Here is a 22,340-nt window from a genome sequence, read left to right on the forward strand (position 1 = left end):
CCCGCATTGGTCGCGATATCGGCTCCCGCGTCCCTCGATCGATTCTCTGCGCGCTGGGCGTTCAAATCAACCTGCGCGCCTCTAGGATGATGCCGAGCCATTAATTGATCGACAGGGCGGGCGGAGGCGCGAACATGGGCGGGGTTTCACGCGCGGTCCATACGACACCCGATCGCAGGCCCGAGATCTGGGAGAAGGTTCCGCCACGGAACAAGAACTTCACAGGTCGCGACGGGCTGCTGCAGGAGCTGCGCCAGAACATCGGCGCCATCACGGCCGTGCTTCCGCAGGCGCAGACGATTCACGGCCTCGGCGGGGTGGGCAAGACACAATTGGCGATCGAGTACGCCTGGCGCTATCGGTCGCACTACGACTTCGTGTGGTGGATCTCCGCCGACCAGCCCCTGCTGGTGCCGTCGGCCCTGGCGGCGCTCGCACCGTCGCTCGACCTGCCCTCCGCCGCGGTCACGGGCGTCCCCGCGGCGGCCGACGCCGTGCGCAAGGCCCTTGAGCTGGGTGAGCCCTACCGGCGGTGGCTGATCGTCTTCGACAACGCCGAAGAGCCCGAGCACATCAAGGACCTGATCCCGCGGGGCACCGGCCATGTTCTGATCACCTCCCGCAATCCCGGGTGGGACGAGTACGGGGAGACGCTCCCCATCGACGTCTTCACCCGGGCCGAGAGCAGGGAGTTCCTCGCCAAGAGGCTGCCGAGGCAGATCGACGACGTCTTGGCCGACCGGCTCGCGGAGAAGGTGGGCGACCTCCCGCTGGCGCTCGAACAGGCCGCCGCCTTCCAGGCGCAGACCGGTATCCCCGTCGAGGAGTACATCCAACTGCTCGACGAGCAGACCACCCGGCTGCTGGGCGTCAACCGGCCACAGGGGTATCCCCGGTCGATGAGCGCCGTGTGGCGGCTGTCGGTCTCGGGCCTCGAAGACCGCCTGCCGGAGGCGATCGCCCTGCTGCGCTGCTGCGCGTTCTTCGGCCCCGAGCCCATTCCCCGCGACCTGTTCCGCAGGAACGTCGGCGGAGCGGTGCCGAAACTGGACCAGGTGCTCTCCGATCCCATCCTGCTCAACCGGATCCTGCGCGAGCTCGGGCGGTTCGCGCTCACCCGCATCGACGCGACCACCGGCACCATCCAGGTCCACCGGCTGGTCCAGGCCCTGCTGCGTGACGAGCTGCCGAAGACCGACCAGGAGGAGCTGCGCCACCAGGTGCACCTGCTGCTGGCCCTTGGCGCCCCCTCCCGTCCGGAGAGCACCGACCGGTGGCCGGTCTTCGAGGCACTGCTGCCGCATGTGCAGCGGTCGGAGGTAGCGCGGTGCAAGGCGCCGGCCGTCCGCAAGTTCGCGCTCGACATCGTCGGCTACCTGTCCGCGGCCGGTAACTACCCGTCGGCGCTGTCCTTCGTCGAGGACTTCGAGGTGGAGTGGACGAAGGTCGACGGGCCCTCACATCCGGACGTGCTCGCCGCCCGTCGCCTTCGCGGCAACATCCTGCGAGCGCTCGGCAGGTTCGGCGACGCCTTCACCGAGGACGAGGCCACCCTGCGGCAGATGCGCGACACGCTTCCGCCGGAAGCTCCCGATCGCCTGTGGATGGGCCGCAGCTTCGGCGCCAGCCTCCGTGCCCGCGGTCACTTCCTTCCCGCCCTCGAACTCGACCAGGAGCTGGAGGGCGACTACCTGTCGGTGTTCGGGGAGGGCCACCCCGACCTGCTGCGGCTGCGCAACAGCGTGGGGCTCGACCACGCCCTGACCAGTGACTACCAGTCGGCCCGAGCCGTGCTGACCGAGAACTTCATGGACCAGCAGTCCAAGACCGACGAGGTCGGGAAGGCGTCCGTCCTCATCGCCTGGAACAACCTCGCCCGCACGGTGCGTCTGTGCGGAGACTACACAGAGGCCCGCGACCTGGGCGAGGAGGCCTACGAGTACGGGGTCAGGGAACTGGGCCCCGACCACCCCCGCACACTGCTCACGGCGAAGGATCTGTCCATCGCCCTCCGGCGGCTGGCGGAGCACGACGCCGCCCTGGAGCTGGCACGGGACTCCCACTCCCGGTTCCAGCGGCTGTTCACCGACCGGCATCCCGACACGATGGCCGCCGCGCTGAACCTGTCGAACTGCCTGCGGGCCGCAGGCCAGCTCGGGGAGGCCTTCGAGCTTGTCGAGCGGGTGCTTCCGCTCTATCCCGACGTCTACGGCGAGACCCACCCGTACACCTACGGCTGCCAGGTGAACCTCGCGTTGCTGCATCGCCTTCAGGGTGACGCCGCCGAGGCGTGCCGGGTCGACACCGCCGCCCTGGAAGGGCTGGCCGGCCGAGTGAGCCGCGACCACGACTTCTCCCTGACCTGCGCGATCAACCTGACCACCGATCTCGTGGCGCTGGGGAAGCTCGACGAGGCCCGCGAGCTCGGCCACGAGACCTATCGGCGGCTGGAGGACAGGTTCGGCGAGCAGCACTACCTCACGGTGTGCGCCGGGGCCAACCACGCGCTCGACCTTCGTGCGTGCGGGGAGGTGGCGGAGGCCGACCGGATCAGGGACGAGATGGTCGGGCGCCAGCAGAGGGCGGTGCGCCTCGGATATCCCGATGCCCTGCGCGTGGTCGAAGGCGTCCGCGTCGACTGCGACTTCGACCCGCCGCCCTTCTGATCCCGTGCGCCTACCTCACGTGGGTCTGTCGCGGGCATGCCACGCGCCGGTCCCCGTCATGCGTTGCGGAGGAGCCAGGCGTCGCGGTGGGCGTCGTTGTCGGCGCGAGCCTGCGCCAGGGCGGCCGGGTCCACCGGTTCGCCGCACCAGGACTCCAGCGTCGCCCGCATGCCGGTGACGAAGTCCCGGCCGCGCGGGGTGAGCCCGTCGCCCGCCAGGAGCGTGCCGGTGACCAGGTGGGCGCCTTCGCGCCACCGGGCGAACTGCACCTCGGCCACGAAGGCCCCCTGCCCGCTCTCCCGGTGGCGGTGCCGCCTCCAGAACCCGCTGACCCCCAGGAAGGCGTAGGCGCCCTGGAGCAGGCCGGAGACAGGCCGAGGGTCGTCCCGCCAGGGCGCGTAGTGGCGCGAGCCGTCGTCGGGGGTGGTGAGCGGCATGATGTCGAGCAGGGCCATCAGCTTGGCATGCTGGACCTCGTGCGCGAAGGTCGCGGCCACCGACAGCGCGCTCGGCGGTTCCGACAGGGCGATCGTGCCGAACGTCTCCCGGGAGGTGCCGCTGTTCTGGCCGACCGGCGGAGCCTTGATCGGCGTCAGGACGCGGATCGCGGAGGCGGTCTCGGCGGCGAGGGTCCAGTGGTCGCGCTCCAGCAGCCGCCAGCCGCCGGTGACGGCCGACCGCCAGATGCCGAGCCGGTCCTCTCTCGTGCGCTCGTCCACCAGGTCGGCGCTGAGCCACCGGTAGGGGTCGAGGTCGTCGATGACGAGCGAGAGGTCCGGGGTGACCGTGATGCGGCGCAGGACCTGCCAGCCGGACTCGTCCCGGGAGCGGTCGACGAGCACCTTGGTCCCGCCGACGTCCAGCACCGCGGCGCCGGGCCGGCTCGGTTCCACCAGGACGTCGGTTACCGCGCGGGTGCCGTCCTCCAGCAGCAGGCGGCCCAGCGACGGCAGCATGATCGTCCCGCCGCCGACCGGGAGCCGCAGGCGACAGGGGAGGCCGGCGTGGACCGCGGCCGCCGCGGTGACCGCGCCCAGATGACCGGGGTCGTCCCGGCGGTCCTGATCGGTGGTCAGCGACCGGTAGGTCCGCCATGCCCACGCTCCCACGGCGGGATACCGCAGGACCCGCTCGACCTGCTCCGGAGCCCGGTCTTCGAGGTCGGACAGCAGCCCGTACGCCGCCCTTGCCACGCCGGCATTCGGGTGCCCGGACCGGGCGGCCTCCTCGGTCAGCGCGCGTACCAGCACCCGGTGCTTGCTCGATTGGGCGGTCGCCAGCCCGGCCACCACCTGGGCGCCGCCGCCGCCCTTCGACAGGCCCGCGAAGGCCTCATCGGAGATCCGGTGCGGGAGGAGCTCCATCTCGTCGGCCCTTCAGCTTGGCGATGTCGTCGGCCACCCGGTGGTGGATGTGCGCGATCAGGCGATAGAGGTCCGGACAGTAGACCGACGGATTGGTGAATCCCCCGGTGTCGTCGTAGCGATGCGCGTAGAGGCCTCCGCCGCAGATCGTGTGGATGTCGCAGGCGTGGCAGCGAGGGGACAGCGCCGCCACGCCCAGTTGCCTGGCCATCATCGACGGGTGCGCCAGTACGTCCTCCAGGGAGTCCCGCAGCACGTGCATCTTCGTCGCGGCGGCGCCGTGGTAGGCGGACTTCAGGATGTCGGACTGCTCGTAGCTTCCGTCGGTCTCGATGACGACCATGCGCGCGGGGGAGAGCCCGACCGCCTCCGTACGTGATGGACGGCCCATGAGAAGGCGCATGATCTCATTGAACATGCGCACTTCGGTCTCCTCCCTGGGCGATCCGTACCAGCGGTCGAATATGGGAATCAGCCAGTCGGCGTACGGCGTCTCCGTGCTTTCCGGATCGCGAAACGGCGGAGGCGTGACCCAGTTTCCGTGCGGCAGCAGGAAATCCACCGCGGGCGGGTCGAACTCGATCAATGCCTCGTACGTTCGCACCGGGTCGTTGCGGACGTCGATGGTGCAGAGGATTCCGCTGAACAGATGGTGAAAAGGACCTGCGGCGAGGCGGCGCAGAGACGACGCAACCGCGGTGTGGCTTCCCTTGCCGTTGGCGAACCTTCGGTGCCTGTCGTGTGCCTCCGCATAGCCGTCCAGGCTGACGCCCACGCGGACGCCCAGGCCGTCGAGGACCCGGAGATACGCCTCGTCCATTCGCACGGCGTTGGTCTGCAGGGCCACGTGGACGCGCGTGCCCGTGTCGGCGGCCCCCCGCACGGCCTTCACGGTGTAGGAGAGCAGGTCGGGGCCCACCAGCAGCGGCTCGCCTCCATGCAGGATGACCTCGATCTCCCCGAGGTCGTGCAGGCGGGCGTGGGCGGCGATGCGCCGGGCCGCGTGATCGACGATGGCGGGGGCCATGTGGCGCGGCTGGGACCGCCACGACTGATCCGCCATCTCGTAGATGTAGCAGTATCGGCAGGACAGATCGCACCGGCTATTGATCTTGAGGATGAATTGCCGGAAAGCGGAGGGCCGCCAGCCCGACTCGAGCAACTTCTCCAGATCAATGGGAGCCGGAAACGTCGCTCCGTGAGGCCGCTTCGATTCGGAATACCCTGGCAAAGCCATGGACCTCTAACCTGATCGAGAAATCGTCAGCCGCGCCCGGTCGAGATCGTATCGGCCGGTGTACGCCTGTGACAGGTCTCCTGCATCCCTCTATCTGGCACGACATTTCAGCGGGAGTCAAGATTGGTGACGACCGTCGCGCCGTCGCTCCCGGTGGGCGATCGCACCGGTGCGCCCACGACCTGTGGCCGGGCGCGGCGGACGAAGGATCTCCGCGCGGAGAAGCGGATGGCGGCCCGCCGCCCGGTGTGGGCAGAGGGTGAGAGCGCTCTCCATTGAGAGTTACGCACATGTTTCGTATCTGTCAACCGGTGCTCGACAGGGTTCGGCCTGCGCTCGGAGCGGGCCGGTACGCCGTTCCCTGACGTCGGAAGGGCGGTCCGGCGAAGCTCTTCCATGTTTCAGGGGAGTGAGCAGGGGGTTTCCAAAACGTCCGCAGCGATGTGTTGACAAGTCGGGATAGAACAGACAGCCTCGGTCAGGAGAGCGCTCTCCCTGCCCGTCGTGACCATGATCGACGGGTACACCCCCTTGTCACAAGGAGAGGCTGTGCATCCTCCTCGCAGTCCAGGCCTGTTCCGATTAGGCCTGCTCATCGCCTCCTCGGTGGTGATGATCGCCTCAAGCCTGACGGTGACCGGACCCGCCATGGCCGCCGACGCCCTGCTCTCGCAGGGCAAGCCCGCCACCGCCTCCTCGACCCAGATCGCGGGTACGCCCGCCTCGGCGGCGTTCGACGGGAACACCACCGGCACCCGCTGGTCGAGCGCGGCGAGCGACCCCCAGTGGCTCCAGGTCGACCTCGGCGCGTCCGCGACGATCAGCCAGGTCGTGCTGACCTGGGAGGCCGCCTACGCAAGGGCCTTCAGCATCCAGGTGTCGGGCAACGGATCCACCTGGACCGACGTCTACTCGACCACGACGGGCACTGGCGGCACGCAGACGCTGGCCGTCTCCGGCACCGGCCGCTACGTGCGGATGTACGGCACGGCGCGCGCGACCGGGTACGGCTATTCGCTGTGGGAGTTCCAGGTCTACGGCACCTCAGGCACCACCCCGCCCCCTCCGCCGCCCCCGCCGGGGTGTGGCACGGCCAACGTGGCCCAGGGCAAGGCGGCGTCGGCCTCCTCGACCGAGAACGCGGGCACGCCCGCCTCGGCGGCGTTCGACGGGAACACCACCGGCACCCGCTGGTCGAGCGCGGCGAGCGACCCCCAGTGGCTCCAGGTCGACCTGGGCTCCTCCCAGGCGATCTGCGAGGTCGTGCTGACCTGGGAGGCCGCGTACGCAAGGGCCTTCAGCATCCAGGTGTCGGGCAACGGATCCACCTGGACCGACGTCTACTCGACCACGACGGGCACGGGCGGCACGCAGACGCTGGCCGTCTCCGGCACCGGCCGCTACGTGCGGATGTACGGCACGACACGGGCCACCGGGTACGGCTACTCGCTGTGGGAACTGGCCGTGCGCGCCGGATCGGGATCCTCCGGCCCGCCGTGCAGCTCCGGCCTCGGCCCGAACGTCTTCGTCTTCGACCCCTCCATGTCCGCCGCGACGATCCAGGACCGGCTGAACACGGTGTTCGCCCAGCAGGAGCGCAACCAGTTCGGCACGGAAAGGTACGCGCTGCTGTTCAAGCCGGGCACCTACAACGTCGGCGCGCGGGTGGGCTTCTACACCCAGGTCGCCGGCCTCGGCCTGTCGCCGGACGACGTCACCATCAACGGGCCCGTCATGGTCGACGCCGGATGGTTCAGCGGGAACGCCACGCAGAACTTCTGGCGGGCCGCCGAGAACCTGTCGATGCGGCCGAACGAGGGCTACAACCGCTGGGCCGTCTCCCAGGCCGCTCCGTTCCGCCGCATGCACGTGCGCTCCGACCTGCAACTGGACGACGGCGGCTGGTCGAGCGGCGGCTTCATCTCCGACTCCAAGATCGACGGCCAGGTGCGCTCCGGGTCGCAGCAGCAGTGGCTGTCCAGGAACAGCGAGTGGGGCAGCTGGTCGGGTTCGGTGTGGAACATGGTCTTCGTCGGCGTGAACAACGCGCCCCCGCAGCACTTCCCCAACCCCTCGCACACCACGGTCGACCAGGCACCCCTGACCCGGGAGAAGCCGTTCCTCTACGTCGACCAGGCCGGGCAGTACAACGTCTTCACGCCCGCGCTCAGGACGAACTCCCGCGGTCCGAGCTGGACCGGCGGCTCCACGGCCGGATCGTCCATTCCGATCAGCCAGTTCTGCGTCGCCAAGCCGGGTGACTCGGCCGCCACGCTCAACTCGGCGCTCGCCTCGGGCAAGCACCTGCTGTTCACACCGGGCGTCTACCACCTGGACCAGCCGCTCCGGGTGACCCGCCCCGACACCGTCGTGCTGGGCCTCGGCCTGGCCACGCTGATCCCCGACAACGGCGTCACCGCCCTGTCGGTGGCCGACGTCGACGGCGTGAAGCTGGCCGGCATCCTCATCGACGCGGGCCCGGTCAACTCGCCCGTGCTGCTGGAGGTCGGGCCCGCCGGATCGTCGGCGAGCCACGCGGCGAATCCGACCACGCTGCAGGACGTGTTCGTCCGCATCGGCGGGGCGCACGTCGGCAAGGCCACGACCAGCGTCGTCATCAACAGCCGCAACGTCATCGGCGACAACCTGTGGCTGTGGCGAGGAGACCACGGCACCGGCATCGGCTGGACCGTGAACACCGCGGACACCGGCCTGATCGTCAACGGCTCGGACGTCATCATGTACGGGTTGTTCGTCGAGCACTACCAGAAGTACGAGACGGTGTGGAACGGCGACCGCGGCCGGACCTACTTCTTCCAGAACGAGTTCCCGTACGACCCGCCCAACCAGGCGGCCTGGATGAACGGGTCGCTCCAGGGATACGCGGCCTACAAGGTCGCCGACTCGGTCACCACCCATGAGGCCTGGGGCGTCGGGAGCTACTCCTACTTCAACGTCGACCCCAGCATCGTGGCCGACCGTTCGTTCGAGGTGCCGCAGAAGCCGGGCGTCAGGTTCCACGACCTGGTGAGCGTCTCCCTCGGCGGGGTCGGCACGATCCGCCATGTCATCAACACCACCGGAGGCCCGGCGAACACGAGCACGCAGGTCGCCTACCTCACCAACTACCCATAGGAAACGGTCCGGGCCCCGCCGCCGGCGGCGGGGCCCGGAGTCCTTGAAGGGGGAGGTCTCTTTCTTTTGGCCTTTGACGGCCTCCTTTCGGCTTCCCGCCACAAGGCGGCGAGGCCGCTGTGGCATGTGGCGGCTCCATCGGCACGAGGCCGGAGCCGCGATCAAGTGAGGGGTTCATCGTGCGTATAGGCAGGTTCGGATACATCGCCGTGGCGGGCGCGCTGATGGTGGCGGCCGCTGCGTGCGGCGGCGGTGACGGCGGCGGCACCGCCTCGGGTGGCGGATCCGCCGGCAGCGGGGCGGCCAAGACGCTCACGTACTGGGCGTCCAACCAGGGCACCAGCCTCGAGTACGACAAGCAGGTGCTCCAGCCCGAGCTGGACAAGTTCGAGAAGCAGACCGGCATCAAGGTGAACGTCGAAGTGGTGCCCTGGGCCGACCTGCTGAACCGGATCCTCGCCGCGACCACGTCGGGCAAGGGCCCGGACGTGGTGAACATCGGCAACACCTGGTCGGCCTCGCTCCAGGCCACGGGTGCCTTCCTTCCCTTCGACGACGCCCTGCTGGCCGGGCTCGGCGGCAAGGACCGCTTCCTCGGCCCGAGCCTGGCCGCCACCGGCGCGCCGGGCAAGCCGCCCACGGCCGTTCCGATCTACGGCATGACGTACGGGCTGTACTACAACAAGAAGATGTTCAAGGAGGCCGGCATCGACAAGCCGCCGGCCACCTGGGACGAGCTGGTCGCCGACGGCAAGAAGCTGACGCACGGCAAGCAGTGGGGGCTCGCGGTCGAGGGCGCCAGCGTCAGCGAGAACTCCCACCACGCCTTCATCTTCGGCCAGCAGCACGGCTCAGAGCTGTTCGACCCGAGCGGCAAGCCGCAGTTCGACTCTCCCCAGCAGGTCGCGGCCATCAAGCAGTACCTCGACCTGATGGCCGTGCACAAGATCGTCAATCCGAGCAACGCCGAGTACTCCAACGGCACCGAGGCCGTGAACGACTTCGTCAACGGCAAGGCCGCGATGCTGATGTGGCAGTCGATCGCCTCCCAGATCAAGTCCGCCGGGCTGACCGACGACTTCTACGGCCTCGCGCCGATCCCGCTGCCCGCGCCGGGCTCGGGCGGCAAGCAGGTCAACGGGATGGTGGCCGGCATCAACCTGGCCGTGTTCAACTTCACGAAGAACAAGGACGGCGCGCTGAAGTTCGTGAAGTTCATGACGAGCCCGGAGGAGCAGAAGACCCTGAACAAGACCTACGGCTCGCTGCCCACCGTCCAGGACGCCTACGACGACCCGGCGTTCCAGTCCGAGGAGATCAAGACCTTCCAGGACATCCTCGCCAAGACCGCCGCGCCGCTGCCGCAGGTGCCGGAGGAGAGCCAGTTCGAGACCCTGGTCGGCACCGCCATGAACCAGTTGTGGGCCGACGCGGCGAGCGGCAAGCCCATCACCGACGAAGCGGTCAAGACCAAGCTGACCCAGGCGAACGAGCAGGTCCAGGCCGGCGGCTGAGCCGCCGACCGCCCAGCGCCACGGTGCCGGGCCGGGCGGCTTCCCCGATCGCCACCCGCGATCGCCGCCCGTCCCGGCGCCGTGCGATGCCCCCGCCGGTCCGTCCGCCCTGCCGAATCGAGAGGAATCGATGGTCGCCCGTACCACGCCCGGCCAAGACGAGCGCCGCGAGATCGCGCAGGCGAGTGGCGGGCCGCCCCCGCCCGCGGGAGGGCTGCCGTCGCGGGTCGCCGGCAGGTTCCCGGTGCGGCTGCGCCGGCTCAGCGTGCCCTATCTGCTGATCCTGCCGGCGATCGTGCTGGAACTGCTCATCCACGTGGTGCCGATGCTGATCGGCGTCGGGATGAGCTTCCTGAAGCTCACGCAGTTCTTCATCAGGAACTGGTCGGCCGCCCCGTTCGTGGGGCTCGCCAACTACCGTGTCGCGGTCGACTTCGACTCCGCCGTCGGAAGCTCGCTGCTGCACTCGTTCATCGTCACCGTCTGCTTCACCGCGCTGGCGGTCGGGTTCTCCTGGCTCTTCGGCACGATGGGGGCGGTGCTGATGCAGGGCGCCTTCTGGGGGCGCGGGTTCCTGCGCACGTTCTTCCTGGTCCCCTACGCGCTGCCCGTCTACGCAGGGGTGATCACGTGGAGCTTCATGTTCCAGCGCGACACCGGGTTCGTGAACCACATCCTGGTCGACCAGTTGCACCTGGCCGACGACCGTCCGTTCTGGCTGATCGGCCCGAACAGCTTCGCCGCGGTGGTGGTGGTCTGCGTGTGGCGGTCGTGGCCGTTCGCCTTCCTGATCCTCATGGCCGGGCTGCAGAACATCGACAGGGACCTGTACGAGGCGGCGGCCATCGACGGGGCCGGCTGGTGGCGGCAACTGCGCTCCATCACGCTCCCCATGCTGCGCCCGGTGAACCAGGTGCTGATCCTGGTGCTGTTCCTGTGGACCTTCAACGACTTCAACACCCCGTATGTGCTGTTCGGTCAGGCGGCGCCACAACAGGCGGACCTCATCTCGGTGCACATCTACCAAAGCTCCTTCATCACCTGGAACTTCGGCTCGGGCTCGGCGATGTCGGTCCTGCTGCTGCTGTTCCTCCTCGTGGTGACCGCGGTGTACCTGATGATCACCTCCCGGAGGAGGACCCATGCATGAGCCGCGCTGGTTGCCCTGGGCGCGCTGGATCGGCCTTGGATTCCTCGGCCTTTTCACCCTGACACCGCTGTATGTGATGGCGAGTTCGTCCATCAAGCCGCTACGTGACGTGCAGAGCGGGTTCCGCTGGATCCCCTCGACGATCAGCTTCCGGCCCTTCGCCGACATCTGGAAGACGATCCCGCTGGCCCGCTACTTCGTCAACAGCGTGATCGTGGCGTCCATCGCCTCCGTGCTCTCGGTGGTGGTGGCGATCTTCGCCGCCTACGCCGTCAGCCGCTACCGCTTCCCCGGCCGGCGGCTCTTCTCGGTCACCGTGCTGTCCACTCAGATGTTCCCGGGCATCCTGTTCCTGCTCCCGCTGTTCATGATCTTCGTGAACCTCGGCAACATCACCGGGCTGGAGCTCTACGGGAGCCGCACCGGGCTGATCATCACCTATCTGACCTTCTCGCTGCCGTTCTCCATCTGGATGCTGGTCGGCTACTTCGACTCCATCCCGGTGGCACTGGACGAGGCGGCCAAGGTGGACGGCAACGGGCCGCTCGGAGCCCTGTTCCGGGTGGTGATCCCGGCCGCGATCCCCGGAATCGTGGCGGTGGCCATCTACGCGTTCATGACGGCATGGGGAGAGGTGCTGTTCGCCTCGGTCATGACCGATGAGTCCACCCGCACCCTGGCCGTAGGGCTACGGGGCTACGCGACGGAGAACGACGTCTACTGGAACCAGGTCATGGCGGCATCCCTGGTGGTCAGCGTGCCCGTCGTGGCCGGCTTCCTACTCCTGCAGCGCTACCTGGTACAGGGTCTCACCGCCGGTGCGGTGAAGTGACAAGAGCGTGAACTCCAGGAAAGAAGGTGATCGCCACACCTACACCCGGAGCTGAACCGGTCTAGGGCATGTGGGGCACAGGAAGAAAGACTGGTTCATCTCGCCATGCACACCATGGAGCAGTCGATCGTCCTGGTGAAGAACCGGTTCGAAAAAGCCTGCCCTTGCAGCTCTGAGGCCTACCGTGAAGTGGTTCAGGCGGAGTCGCGGATCACCAGGGAGGGTTCGAAGATGATCGAGGTCACCGGCTGGTCCGGGTCGTCGACGTGGGTCAGCAGCAGCCGGGCCATCTCGGCGGCCATGTCCTCGACGGGGTGGCGGATCGTCGTGAGCGGGGGGCGGCTGGCGGTCGCCGCGCTGCTGTCGTCGAAGCCGACCACGGCGACGTCGTCCGGCACCCGGCGCCCGTGGTGGCGCAGCACCGGCAGGGCGCCCTGGGCCATCAGGTCGTTGGCGACGAAGAGGCCGTCGATGCCGGGGTGCTGGCTCAGCAGCCGCTCCATCGCGGCCTCGCCGCTGTCGAGGGTGAAGTTCCCCTCGACGCACGGGATGTAGGGATGGCCGTGCGCGGCCATCGCGTCACGGAACCCCGCCAGCCGGTCCTGGCTGGCCTGCACGTCCAGCGGCCCGGCGATGGTGGCCACGCGGCGGCAGCCCCGGGCCACCAGGTGGTCGGCCGCGAGCTTCGCCCCCGTGCGGTGGGCGACGTCGACGTAGCTGATGGGGAGGGGCTTGGAGGGCCTGGCGAAGAGCACGGCCGGCAGCGCGGCGTCGACCAGCAGCCGGGGCAGCGGATCGTCGGACTGGGTGGAGACCAGGACGGCCCCGTCGGCGTTCCCCTGCCGGAGGTAGGCGATGACCTGGGCACGCGCCTCGGCGGTCTCGGCGAACATCAGGATCGGGTGGATGCCCCGGGGTCGCAGGAACCCCACGACGCCGCTGGCCACGCGGCCGAAGAAGGGGTCGGCGAAGACCTGGCTGTGAAAGGGGTTCTCCCCGCTCTCCTCGCCCGCGCCCGAGACGACCAGGGCGATCGACCCGGTGCGGCGCGTGACGAGGGAGCGGGCGGCCCGGTTGGGCACGTAGCCGGTCTCCGCGATGGCCCGTTTGACCGTCTCCTGGATCACGGGGTCGACGTTGCGGATGCCGTTGATCACGCGGGAGACGGTGGCACGCGAGACACCCGCCGCGCGCGCCACGTCCTCCAGGGTGGGGGAGGCCGGCAGAGGCGGGCGTACTTCGCTCATGTGGCTTTTATAGCATGGCGGGAGAGCGCTCTCCAGGCTTCCCACCCGCCCCGGCCTCGGCTGTCACGCGGGCGTGGTCACTGTGGTCTCCAAGGGTAGGTCCCCGGCGCAGCGGCCCGCCAGTACGGCGAAGGCACCGGGCTCTGCCGCCCAGGCGTGATCCTCGGCCGACCAGTGCCGCAGGGCGCGCGCCGGTATCTCGATCTCGGCCTCCACGCTCTCACCCGGTTCGGCCTCCACCCGGGCGTATCCGGCGAGCCAGCGTGCCGGGCGCGGCACCTCGCTCTCGGGCCGGGCCAGGTAGACCTGCACGACCTCGCCGCCCGCCCGCTCCCCGGTGTTGCGCAGCCGCACCCGTGCCGTGAACGGCCGGCCGGGCTCGGCGCTCTCCCCCACCTGGATGCTCTCGTACGCCCAGGTGGTGTACCCCAGGCCGTGGCCGAACCAGTACGCGGGAGCGGCGTCCTGCCGCAGCCATGCCCGGTAGCCGATGTGCGGGCCCTCGGCGTACTCCAGCACGCCGTCCACGGGCGTGGTGCCGATGAGCGCGCGGTCGGCCCAGGTGGTGGGAAGGCGCCCACCGGGCTCGCACGCGCCGAAGAGCACCGCCGCCAGGCCGCCGCCGTACTCCTGCCCGGGGAACCAGCTCAGGAGCACGGCCGGCACCTGCTCGCGCCACGGCATGGCGACCGGGCCGCCCGCGTTGACCACCACGACGGTGTCGGGGTTGGCCGCCAGCACGGCGCGGACGAGGGCGTCCTGCTCACCCGGCAGGGACAGGCCCTCGCGGTCGTACCCCTCGCTCTCGACCTCCTCGGTCGTGCCGACCACCACGACCGCGACGTCCGCGGCCCTGGCCATCTCGATCGCCGCGGCGAACTCCTCCTCGTCGCCGCGGCGCGGCGGGTCGGCGGCGAGCGCCGAGGCCAGCCCGGTGCCGGGTTCCAGGCGACGCCGGGCGACCAGTTCGACCTCCCGGCCCGCGGTGAGGTCCAGCCTGGCGTGCCGGTACGGCGGGGTGAGGTGCACGGTCGCCGGGTCGTCGGTGTCGCGCGCGACCTCCTCGTCGATCAGCGTCGCGCCGTCCGCCTCGAGGAACACATGGCCCCATCCGGACACCGCCAGGCTCCACGCGCCGCCGACCTGCGGGCACAGGCGCGCCCGGATCTCCACGGTGGCCGAGGAGCCGACGAGCGCGGGTTCGAGGATGCGCCCGGTGAGCCGGTGTTCGGCGTGCACCTCGGCGCCGGTCTCGTCCAGGAGCCGTACGAGCACGCCGGGCTCGCCGGTGAGGGGGTTACGGGAGTTGCCGAGGTCCAGCGGCGTGGGACGGCCGGCGATGTGCACGCCGGACGCGTGGGTGACCTCGGCCCGGCCGGCGAGGGCGGCCCGGATGCCGTCCAGAGGCGACACGAAGGACACCGGGTAGACGCCCGCGCTGCCTCCGCCCTGGATGCGGGGTTCGGCGGCGCTGGGGCCGATCACCGCGACCCTGCGCAGCCGTCCCGGGTCCAGGGGGAGGATCGACCGCTCGTTGCGGAGCAGGACGGTGCCCGCCACGACCGCCTCGCGCAGCAGCGCCCGGCTGACCGGGTCGTTCGGCGGGTGCGCGGCGTGGGTGCCGGCGACCGGCGGCGCGGGCCGCGTGTCCTCCTCGGGCCGGGCGTCCTCCTCGGGCTGCGCGTCCTCCGCGGACAGGGCGCCCACGCGGGACGCCAGGCGCAGCAGGCGCCGGACCTTCTCGTCGACCGCCTCCTCGGGCACCTCGCCCGCCCGCACGGCGGCCACGAGGGCGTCGCCCCACGGCCCGTCCGGCCCGGGCATGGCGAGGTCCTGGGCGGCCCGTCCCGCCGCGCCCGTGGAGCGTACCGCGCCCCAGTCGGACACGACCAGGCCGTCGAAACCCCACTCGCCCTTCAGCGGCTCGGCGAGCAGGGGGTTCTCGGTCATCGTGGCGCCGTTCACGCCGTTGTAGGCGGCCATGACCACCCACACGCCCGCTTCGACGGCGGCCTCGAACGGAACCATGTAGACCTCGCGCAGCGTGCGCTCGTCGACGCGCGCGTCCAGCGTGAGGCGCTCGGTCTCGGAGTCGTTGGCCACGTAGTGCTTCGCCGTGGCGGCGACCCCGCGCGACTGCACACCCCGGATATAGGCCGCGCCGATCCGCGCGGTCAGCAGCGGGTCCTCGGAGTAGCACTCGAAATGCCGTCCGCCGAGCGGCGAGCGGTGCAGGTTGATGGTGGGGGCCAGCAGCACGTCGACGCGCTTGCGCCGTGCCTCGGCCGCCAGTAGCACGCCGAGCCGCTCCACCAGGCCCTCGTCCCAGCTCGCCGCCAGCGCGGTGGGGGAGGGCAGGGTCAGGGAGGTGGTGCGCTCGTCCCATCCCTGGCCCCGCACGCCGATAGGCCCGTCGGAGGTCACGATCGAACGCAGGCCGATGTCCGGCTCCGCATGGGTCCGCCACGCGGTGGCTCCGGTGAGCAGCCTCACCTTCTGCTCCAGATCCAGCTTTCGCACCACGTCGTCGAACTCGTCGTCGGTCACTCTGGTTCCTTCCAGGATTGGAGAGCGCTCTCCGTTCTGGCCATAGGGTCACCGTCCCAGGCGGGGATGTCAATGGGGGGCGATCGCCGCGGGTCACTGCGACGCACACGTTTCCCCGGCATGAGCGGCATGTTTCACCCGGGTTGCCGCTGAGTCTTGACAGCGCTTGTCGAGCGGGTGCACTCTCCATTCGGAGAGCGCTCTCCCATCGTTGCCCCAGCCGTACACCGGCCGGCACCCCCGTACCGAGGAGAGATCGTGCATCCATCCCGTAGCCCAGCCAGGTACCGACTGGGCCTGCTCGTCGCCGCCCTGGTCGCGCTGGTCGCGTCGGGCCTCGCGCTCACCGCCCCCGCCATGGCCGTCGACACCTTGCTGTCCCAGGGCAGGCCCGCGACGGCGTCCTCCACCGAGGGCGCGGCCTACAGCGCCTCGGCCGCCGTCGACGGCGACCTCACCGGCACCCGCTGGGCCAGCGCCTTCAGCGATCCGCAGTGGATCCAGGTCGACCTCGGCGCCGTCGCGACGCTCAGCCAGGTGGTGCTGACCTGGGAGGCCGCGTACGGGAGGAGCTTCGCGATCCAGGTGTCGGACAACGGGTCCGCCTGGACCGACGTGTACTCGACGTCCACCGGCACCGGCGGCGTGCAGACCCTTGCCGTCTCGGGCACCGGCCGGTACGTGCGGATGTACGGCACCGCCCGGGGCACCGGCTACGGCTACTCGCTGTGGGAGTTCCAGGTCTACGGCAGCACAGGAGCGACGCCCACTCCCACCCCGACGGTCCCCGGCACCTGGACCGAGCTCTGGCGGGACGACTTCAACGGCGCCGCCGGCACCTCGCCCTCGGGGGCCAACTGGCTCCTGCGCACCGGCACCCAGTACCCGGGCGGCGCCGCCAACTGGGGTACCGGCGAGGTCGAGACCATGAGCGCCTCGACCGCCAACGTCTCGCTGGACGGCGGCGGCAGGCTCGCCATCAAGGCCATCAGGGACGGCGCGGGCAACTGGACCTCCGGGCGCGTCGAGACGCAGCGCACCGACTTCACCCCCCGGCCCGGCGAGCAGCTCAGGTTCACCGCGACGCTCAAGCAGCCGGACGTGGCCGACGCGACGGGCTACTGGCCGGGCTTCCGGGCGACCGGCGCCGCCTACCGAGGCAACTACACCAACTGGCCGGGTGTGGGCGAGACCGACATCATGACCGACGTCAACGGCCGCAGCCAGTCGCTGAACACGCTGCACTGCGGCACCGCCCCCGGCGGAGTGTGCAACGAGTACGACGGCCGTACCAGCGGGCTGGCCTCCTGCACGGGCTGCCAGACCGGTTATCACGAGTACACGCAGATCATCGACCGTACTAAGACGGACGAGGAGATCCGCTTCCTCCTCGACGGCAAGCAGACGTGGGTCGTACGCGAGAGCCAGGTCGGGGTGGCCGCATGGCAGGCCGCCGTCCACCACGGCTTCTACCTGCGGTTCGACCTGGCCATCGGCGGCTCGCTGCCCAACGCCGTCGCCGGGTTCACCACCCCGACCCCGGCCACCACCTCCGGCGGCGTCCTCAGCGTCGAGTCGGTCGCGGTCGCCAGGAGCACCGGCACCGTGCCCCCGGCGATGACCGACCCGGCCACCCCCGCGGGGCCGAGCGTGGTCAGGGTGACCGGAACCCAGGGCAACTGGCAGCTCAACGTCAACGGCGCGCCGTACGAACTCAAGGGCCTCACCTACGGCCCGCCGCAGGCGGCGGCCGACGGCTACATGCGGGACCTGAAGTCCATGGGCGTCAACACGGTCCGCACCTGGGGCGTGGACGACGCCAACACCCCCTCGCTGCTCAACCGGGCCGCCCAGCAGGGCATCAAGGTGGTCGTCGGGCACTGGCTGAACCAGGGCGCCGACTACGTCGGCGACACCGCCTACAAGAACAGCGTGAAGAACGAGATCGTCGCCCGCGTCAACGCGCTCAAGGGACACCAGGGCGTGCTGATGTGGGACATCGGCAACGAGGTGATCCTGACCATGCAGGACCACGGCCTGCCCGCGGCCGAGGTCGAGGCACGGCGGATCGGCTACGCCAAGTTCGTCAATGAGGTCGCCCAGGCCGTCCACGCCGCCGACCCCAACCACCCGGTCACCTCGACCGACGCCTGGACCGGCGCCTGGCCGTACTACAAGGCCCACGCCCCCGCGCTCGACCTGCTCGCGGTCAACTCCTACGGTGCGATCGGCGGCGTCAAGCAGGCGTGGATCGACGGCGGGCACACCAAGCCGTACATCATCACCGAGGGCGGGCCCGCGGGGGAGTGGGAGGTGCCGAACGACGTCAACGGCGTCCCGGCCGAGCCCACCGACCTGCAGAAGCGCGCCGGCTACACCGCGAGCTGGAACGCCGTCAAGGCGCACCCCGGCGTCGCCCTGGGGGCCACCGAGTTCCATTACGGCCTGGAGAACGACTTCGGCGGCGTGTGGCTCAACACCTTCACGGGTGGCTGGCGCCGGCTCGGCTACCACGCACTCAAGCAGGCCTACACCGGCCGGCCGTCGGCCAACACGCCACCGGAGATCACCGCCATGACGGTCGGCTCGCAGACCGCGGTGCCCGCCGGCGGTCGCTTCACCGTGGACGTCACCGCCGGCGACCCGGACGGCGACCCGCTCCGCTACAACCTGATGGTCGGTGACAAGCACATCACCGGCAACACCGGCTTCTCCCACGTGCGGTTCACCGAGACGGCTCCCGGCCGGTTCTCGGTCACCGCGCCCCAGCGGATGGGGGTGTGGAAGGTCTACGTCTACGCCTACGACGGTCAGGGCAACGTCGGGATCGAGCAGAAGTCGTTCCGCGTCGTGGCCCCACCGGTCAGCGGCACCAACGTGGCGCTCGGCAGGCCGGCCACCGCGTCGTCCTACCAGCCGACCGGTGACGGCGCGCCCTTCCTGCCCTCCAAGGCCGTCGACGGCGCCTTCACCACCCGCTGGGCGAGCGAGTGGAGCGACCCCCAATGGATCCAGGTCGACCTCGGCGGCGTGACCGCGATCAAGCATGTGCAGCTCGGATGGGAGGGCGCCTACGCCAGGGCGTACCAGCTCCAGACGTCCACCGACGGTTCCACCTGGTCCACCGCCTACTCCACCACCACCGGTGACGGCGGCTTCGACGGCATCGACCTGACCGCCTCCGCCAGATACGTCCGCCTCAACCTCACCCAGCGCGCCACCACCTACGGCTACTCCCTGTGGGAGTTCGGCGTGTACAGATAGTCTCGCGCGAACGTGCATCGCGGCCTCCAGCGTGCTGGAGGCCGCGATGGAAACGCGTACGGCCGTGTCGGCGAGGGCGTCTAGAAGACGGGCACTCCCTCGCGGACGAGTTTCCAGTTGGGGTCGGCGAAGGTGGCGGGGTCGATGGTGCCGGAGGCGGTGGCGGCGTCGATCAGCGCCTGGCGGATCTCCACCTGGGCGTTGTAGACGACCGGGGCGGTGGTGACGTGCGGGAAGCCGCCGCCGCCGGACTGCCGGTAGTTGTTGATGGCGACCACGAACTGCCGGTCGCCGGTCACCGGCTGGCCCTGGTAGGACAGGTTGACGATGCGCTGCCCGACCGGCTTGGAGATGTCGATGTCGTAGGAGACGCCCGACAACTGGTCGTAGTTGTAGTCGGGGGTGCCGCCGGCGTTGGTGAGGGTCGCCAGGTCGATCGGCGCGCCCGGCGCCACCTGGGCGAAGTACTTGGCGGAGTACTCCAGGTAGTCCTTGATCTGGGCACCGGTCAGCTTCACGCCGAGCAGCGTGTTGTCGTAGACGTACAGGCCCGCCATGTCACGGACGCTCACCGGACCGGCCGGGAAGACGGCGGTGCGGCTGAACGGCGCGGCGATGGACAGCACCGGCAGCGACGCGTCGGCCGTCCCCTCCACGGCCTTGGCGACCAGGTCGGTCTGCACCTTCTGGATGTAGTCGAGGATGGCGGTGTCCTTGTACGGCGACTCGGCCGCGGACAGCTGCTCCTTCGACTGGGCGACGACCTGGTTGACGTAGCCCACCGTCTTGTCGTGCTGGCCCTTCATCAGGGCGACGATCTTGGGGTCCTCTGCGACGGTGTTGGTGTTCAGCGTGGTGGAGGACTTGCCGGTGACGGCCCACCTGCCGTGCTGCCTGGCGAGGGTGAAGTCGACCACCGAGAGGCGCTGGCCCCACTTGCCGGGCTCGGTGAGCAGTACCTGCCGGCCCGTCGCCTTGTTGGTGACGAACTTCTGCGGCACGTCGTTGTGGGCGTGGCCGAACAGGACCGCGTCGATCCCGGGGACCTCCTCGGCGACCAGCGCGGAGGCGTTCTCGACCGGGAGGTCGGTGCCGTAGGACGACAGGCCGTTGTCGCCGGCGTGCGCGGTGACCAGGACGACGTCGGCACCGAGGGCGCGGATCACCGGCACCCACTTCTTGGCACTGGCGACCAGGTCGAGGAACTTCAGCCTGCCCTCGACGTTGGCCTTGTCCCAGATCGCGACGCCGGGGTTGGTGAGGCCGAGCACGCCCACCTTGACGGGCTTGCCGCCGTCGACCTTCATGGTCTTGATGATGAACGGCAGGTAGGCCGGAAGGCCGGTCCTGGCCGACACCGCGTTGGCGCCGAGGACGGGGGCCTTCATCTGCTTGACCCACTTGGCGAGCAGGGGGAGGCCGTAGTTGAACTCGTGGTTCCCGAGCGTCACCGCGTCGTACCCGATGGCGTTCATGGCCTTGGCCATGGGGTGGGTCCGACCGGTCTCGGTGATCGGTTCGACCTTGGCGAAGTAGTAGTCGAGCGGAGTGCCCTGGATGGTGTCGCCGGAGTCGAACAGCAGGGTGTGCCCGGCGCCGCGGTCGGCGCGGATCTGGTTGACGAGGGTGGAGACCTTCGCCAGGCCCACGTCGTTGTGCGCGCTGTCGTCGAACTCGGCGTTCTTGAAGTAGTCCCAGTTGAGGGCGTTGCCATGGATGTCGGAACTGGCCATCACGGTGACCGTCACCGAGTGGTCGGGCGTGGCGGAGGCGGGTGCTGCGGGGGCGAGGACACCGAGGGCCATGAGGGTGGTGGCACCGGCGGCGAGAGCCCGGCCGATTCTGGAACTCATGCTCGGGACCTTAGTAACGCCGTATTACTTAGGGGTCACAAGACATCGTTCGCGGCATATCGCCCTCTGATCGCCGTTCAGCCCTTGTGCCGATCCACGAAGGCCATGATGCCGTCCAGCACCTCCTGGCCGTGCGGAGTGTCGAACAGGAACGACGCGTGCGCCGACTCGCCCGGGACGACGATCGTGCGACGGTCGGGCGACCCGGTCGCGGCGTCGTGGGCCTGCTGGATGGCCGCCGGGATCCTGCCGTCGTTCTCGCCGGTCACCTGGAGCAACGGCACGCGGAGCTTGGCGGAGTCGGCTGGGTTGGGGGCGCCCGCCAGGTTCACCACCCCCGCGACCATGCCCTCAAGCCTCGGCGCGGCGTCCACGGAGGCGATGCCGCCGATCGAACCGCCGATGAGGAACAGCCGCTTGACGCCGCGCTCCTTGTCCAGCCGCCTGGCCATGGCCACGACGTTGTCCGCGGGGACGGCGTCCAGGTCACGCGCGTACAGCAGCACGCGATAGCCGCCGGCCACCAGCCGGTCGGCCAGCGGACGCCAGGTGCAGGCCCTGCCCCCGCGCTCGTAGGTGATCACGGCGCCCACCTCGCCCTTGCCCATCACCACGCCGGGCAGATCGTCCCCATAGGAGAAGATCTTGCCGTCCTCCTCGGTGTAACAGCCCGACAGGTTGGGCCCGGTGGGGATCTTGAGAGGTGATCTGGTGGGGGTGGGACTCGATGGCGGCGCGGGCGGTGTGGTGGCGGTCGTGGGGGTGGGCGCCGGGCCGGCGTTCGTCGTACCGGGCTGGTTCCCGCATGCCGCGAGCACGAGGACCAGTGCCACCACGCCGACTGTTCTCCGCATCGTCCGCCTCCTGAACTATGTCTGAACTGACATAGTTGGGCACACTACCCTGGGAACACGATGACCTCAACACTTGGTTTCGCGATCATGGCGGTCCTGGCCAGAGGAGCCCGCACCGGCTACGAGCTGGCGACGGCCATGAGCCGTCCCCTGGGGTACTTCTGGACCGCCGGGCACAGCCAGATCCACGTCGACCTGCAGAAGCTGCTGGCGGCGGATCTGGTCCGGTTCGAGGCCGAGCACGGGCCCGGGCCGCAGGGCAGGAAGGTCTACCACCTGACCCCGCAGGGCAGGGAGGCGCTGCGCGACTGGGTGACCGAGCCGCCGCGTTCCCGGCCCGAGCGGGACGAGCTGGTCCTGAAGAGCTACGCCTCGTGGCTGGCGGACCCCGAGCAGGTCGCCGAGCTGTTCCGGGAGCGGCTGGCCGAGCACGAGGCGCGGATCGCCGAGTACGAGCGGCAGCAGGCGGACTTCGAGGACGTTCCCGCGGCCGATCGGCCGGCGTTCGGCAACTACGCGACGCTGTGGTGCGGGCTCAGCTACGAGAGGCACCGCGCCGCCTGGTGCAGGTGGATGATCGAGCAGCTCGGCGCGGGCTCGTAACCGCCGTCCGCGATCTCCGCATCCGTTTCGAGGCCCGGTCCCGAAGTCAAGATGAGGGCGCCGCGGGGCGCCCG

Annotated in this window: 13 protein-coding genes; 7 read left to right on the top strand and 6 right to left on the bottom strand. The window is 69.9% G+C overall.

The features are described from left to right. Nucleotides 1–134: 134 nt before the first annotated feature. Complete coding sequence (fxsT, locus tag ABD810_RS10245) at nucleotides 135–2,666, top strand: FxSxx-COOH system tetratricopeptide repeat protein (RefSeq protein ID WP_344937215.1); 2,532 nt, start codon at nucleotides 135–137, stop codon at nucleotides 2,664–2,666. Nucleotides 2,667–2,722: 56 nt separating this feature from the next. Here the strand turns inward: fxsT and ABD810_RS10250 are convergent, their stop codons facing one another. Both ABD810_RS10250 and ABD810_RS10255 read right to left on the bottom strand, forming a co-directional pair. Continuing rightward, on the bottom strand, nucleotides 2,723–4,030 hold the full coding sequence (locus ABD810_RS10250) for an HEXXH motif domain-containing protein (protein ID WP_344937218.1): 1,308 nt from the start codon (nucleotides 4,028–4,030) through the stop codon (nucleotides 2,723–2,725). Next, entirely contained in the window at nucleotides 3,999–5,267 is a 1,269-nt protein-coding gene (locus tag ABD810_RS10255; protein ID WP_344937221.1) for an FxsB family cyclophane-forming radical SAM/SPASM peptide maturase, read from the bottom strand. Before ABD810_RS10255 ends, ABD810_RS10250 begins: the two co-directional genes overlap by 32 nt. A gap of 549 nt (nucleotides 5,268–5,816) precedes the next feature. Here ABD810_RS10255 and ABD810_RS10260 point away from each other — a divergent pair. The 4 genes from ABD810_RS10260 to ABD810_RS10275 all read left to right on the top strand — a co-directional run bounded on the left by ABD810_RS10260 (nucleotide 5,817) and on the right by ABD810_RS10275 (nucleotide 11,898). Next, nucleotides 5,817–8,402 carry a discoidin domain-containing protein gene (locus tag ABD810_RS10260; protein WP_344937224.1) on the top strand — a complete coding sequence of 862 codons (2,586 nt, stop codon included), beginning with the start codon at nucleotides 5,817–5,819 and terminating at the stop codon, nucleotides 8,400–8,402. A 179-nt stretch (nucleotides 8,403–8,581) separates the two neighbouring features. Continuing rightward, nucleotides 8,582–9,916, top strand: coding sequence for an extracellular solute-binding protein (locus ABD810_RS10265; RefSeq protein ID WP_344937226.1), 1,335 nt, complete (start codon nucleotides 8,582–8,584; stop codon nucleotides 9,914–9,916). A 130-nt stretch (nucleotides 9,917–10,046) separates the two neighbouring features. Further along, a complete protein-coding gene (locus ABD810_RS10270) occupies nucleotides 10,047–11,066 on the top strand; it encodes a carbohydrate ABC transporter permease (RefSeq protein WP_344937228.1) in 1,020 nt (339 codons plus the stop codon). After that, nucleotides 11,059–11,898, top strand: coding sequence for a carbohydrate ABC transporter permease (locus tag ABD810_RS10275; RefSeq protein WP_344937231.1), 840 nt, complete (start codon nucleotides 11,059–11,061; stop codon nucleotides 11,896–11,898). The genes ABD810_RS10270 and ABD810_RS10275 overlap by 8 nt, the downstream gene beginning before the upstream one ends. Nucleotides 11,899–12,092: 194 nt before the next feature. On the opposite strand, the gene ABD810_RS10280 is transcribed toward ABD810_RS10275, so the two are convergent. Together ABD810_RS10280 and ABD810_RS10285 are read right to left on the bottom strand one after the other, a co-directional pair. Next, complete coding sequence (locus ABD810_RS10280; RefSeq protein WP_344937234.1) at nucleotides 12,093–13,145, bottom strand: LacI family DNA-binding transcriptional regulator; 1,053 nt, start codon at nucleotides 13,143–13,145, stop codon at nucleotides 12,093–12,095. Between the two features lie 63 nt (nucleotides 13,146–13,208). Beyond that, nucleotides 13,209–15,692, bottom strand: a complete 2,484-nt coding sequence (locus tag ABD810_RS10285; protein ID WP_344937237.1) for a glycoside hydrolase family 3 C-terminal domain-containing protein — start codon at nucleotides 15,690–15,692, stop codon at nucleotides 13,209–13,211. Between the two features lie 258 nt (nucleotides 15,693–15,950). Between ABD810_RS10285 and ABD810_RS10290 the strand changes: the two genes are divergently transcribed. After that, the gene (locus tag ABD810_RS10290; protein ID WP_344937240.1) at nucleotides 15,951–18,956 is read left to right on the top strand and encodes a discoidin domain-containing protein; all 3,006 of its coding nucleotides are present in this window, start codon (nucleotides 15,951–15,953) and stop codon (nucleotides 18,954–18,956) included. 80 nt (nucleotides 18,957–19,036) lie between these two features. Here the strand turns inward: ABD810_RS10290 and ABD810_RS10295 are convergent, their stop codons facing one another. Continuing rightward, the gene (locus ABD810_RS10295; protein ID WP_344937243.1) at nucleotides 19,037–20,809 is read right to left on the bottom strand and encodes a bifunctional metallophosphatase/5'-nucleotidase; all 1,773 of its coding nucleotides are present in this window, start codon (nucleotides 20,807–20,809) and stop codon (nucleotides 19,037–19,039) included. A gap of 77 nt (nucleotides 20,810–20,886) precedes the next feature. Further along, nucleotides 20,887–21,663, bottom strand: coding sequence for an alpha/beta hydrolase family protein (locus tag ABD810_RS10300; RefSeq protein WP_344937246.1), 777 nt, complete (start codon nucleotides 21,661–21,663; stop codon nucleotides 20,887–20,889). A gap of 60 nt (nucleotides 21,664–21,723) precedes the next feature. Between ABD810_RS10300 and ABD810_RS10305 the strand changes: the two genes are divergently transcribed. Next, a complete protein-coding gene (locus tag ABD810_RS10305) occupies nucleotides 21,724–22,266 on the top strand; it encodes a PadR family transcriptional regulator (RefSeq protein ID WP_344937249.1) in 543 nt (180 codons plus the stop codon). Nucleotides 22,267–22,340 lie beyond the last annotated feature (74 nt).

The organism is Sphaerisporangium flaviroseum (genome assembly GCF_039537005.1).
Lineage (GTDB): Bacteria > Actinomycetota > Actinomycetes > Streptosporangiales > Streptosporangiaceae > Sphaerisporangium > Sphaerisporangium flaviroseum.

What these genes read in the sequence shown, in the direction of transcription:
- fxsT (WP_344937215.1), top strand. Translation starts at nt 135, where the DNA reads ATGGGCGGGGTTTCACGCGCGGTCCATACGACACCCGATCGCAGGCCC.
- ABD810_RS10250 (WP_344937218.1), bottom strand. Translation starts at nt 4,030, where the DNA reads ATGGAGCTCCTCCCGCACCGGATCTCCGATGAGGCCTTCGCGGGCCTG.
- ABD810_RS10255 (WP_344937221.1), bottom strand. Translation starts at nt 5,267, where the DNA reads ATGGCTTTGCCAGGGTATTCCGAATCGAAGCGGCCTCACGGAGCGACG.
- ABD810_RS10270 (WP_344937228.1), top strand. Translation starts at nt 10,047, where the DNA reads ATGGTCGCCCGTACCACGCCCGGCCAAGACGAGCGCCGCGAGATCGCG.
- ABD810_RS10275 (WP_344937231.1), top strand. Translation starts at nt 11,059, where the DNA reads ATGCATGAGCCGCGCTGGTTGCCCTGGGCGCGCTGGATCGGCCTTGGA.
- ABD810_RS10280 (WP_344937234.1), bottom strand. Translation starts at nt 13,145, where the DNA reads ATGAGCGAAGTACGCCCGCCTCTGCCGGCCTCCCCCACCCTGGAGGAC.
- ABD810_RS10295 (WP_344937243.1), bottom strand. Translation starts at nt 20,809, where the DNA reads ATGAGTTCCAGAATCGGCCGGGCTCTCGCCGCCGGTGCCACCACCCTC.
- ABD810_RS10300 (WP_344937246.1), bottom strand. Translation starts at nt 21,663, where the DNA reads ATGCGGAGAACAGTCGGCGTGGTGGCACTGGTCCTCGTGCTCGCGGCA.
- ABD810_RS10305 (WP_344937249.1), top strand. Translation starts at nt 21,724, where the DNA reads ATGACCTCAACACTTGGTTTCGCGATCATGGCGGTCCTGGCCAGAGGA.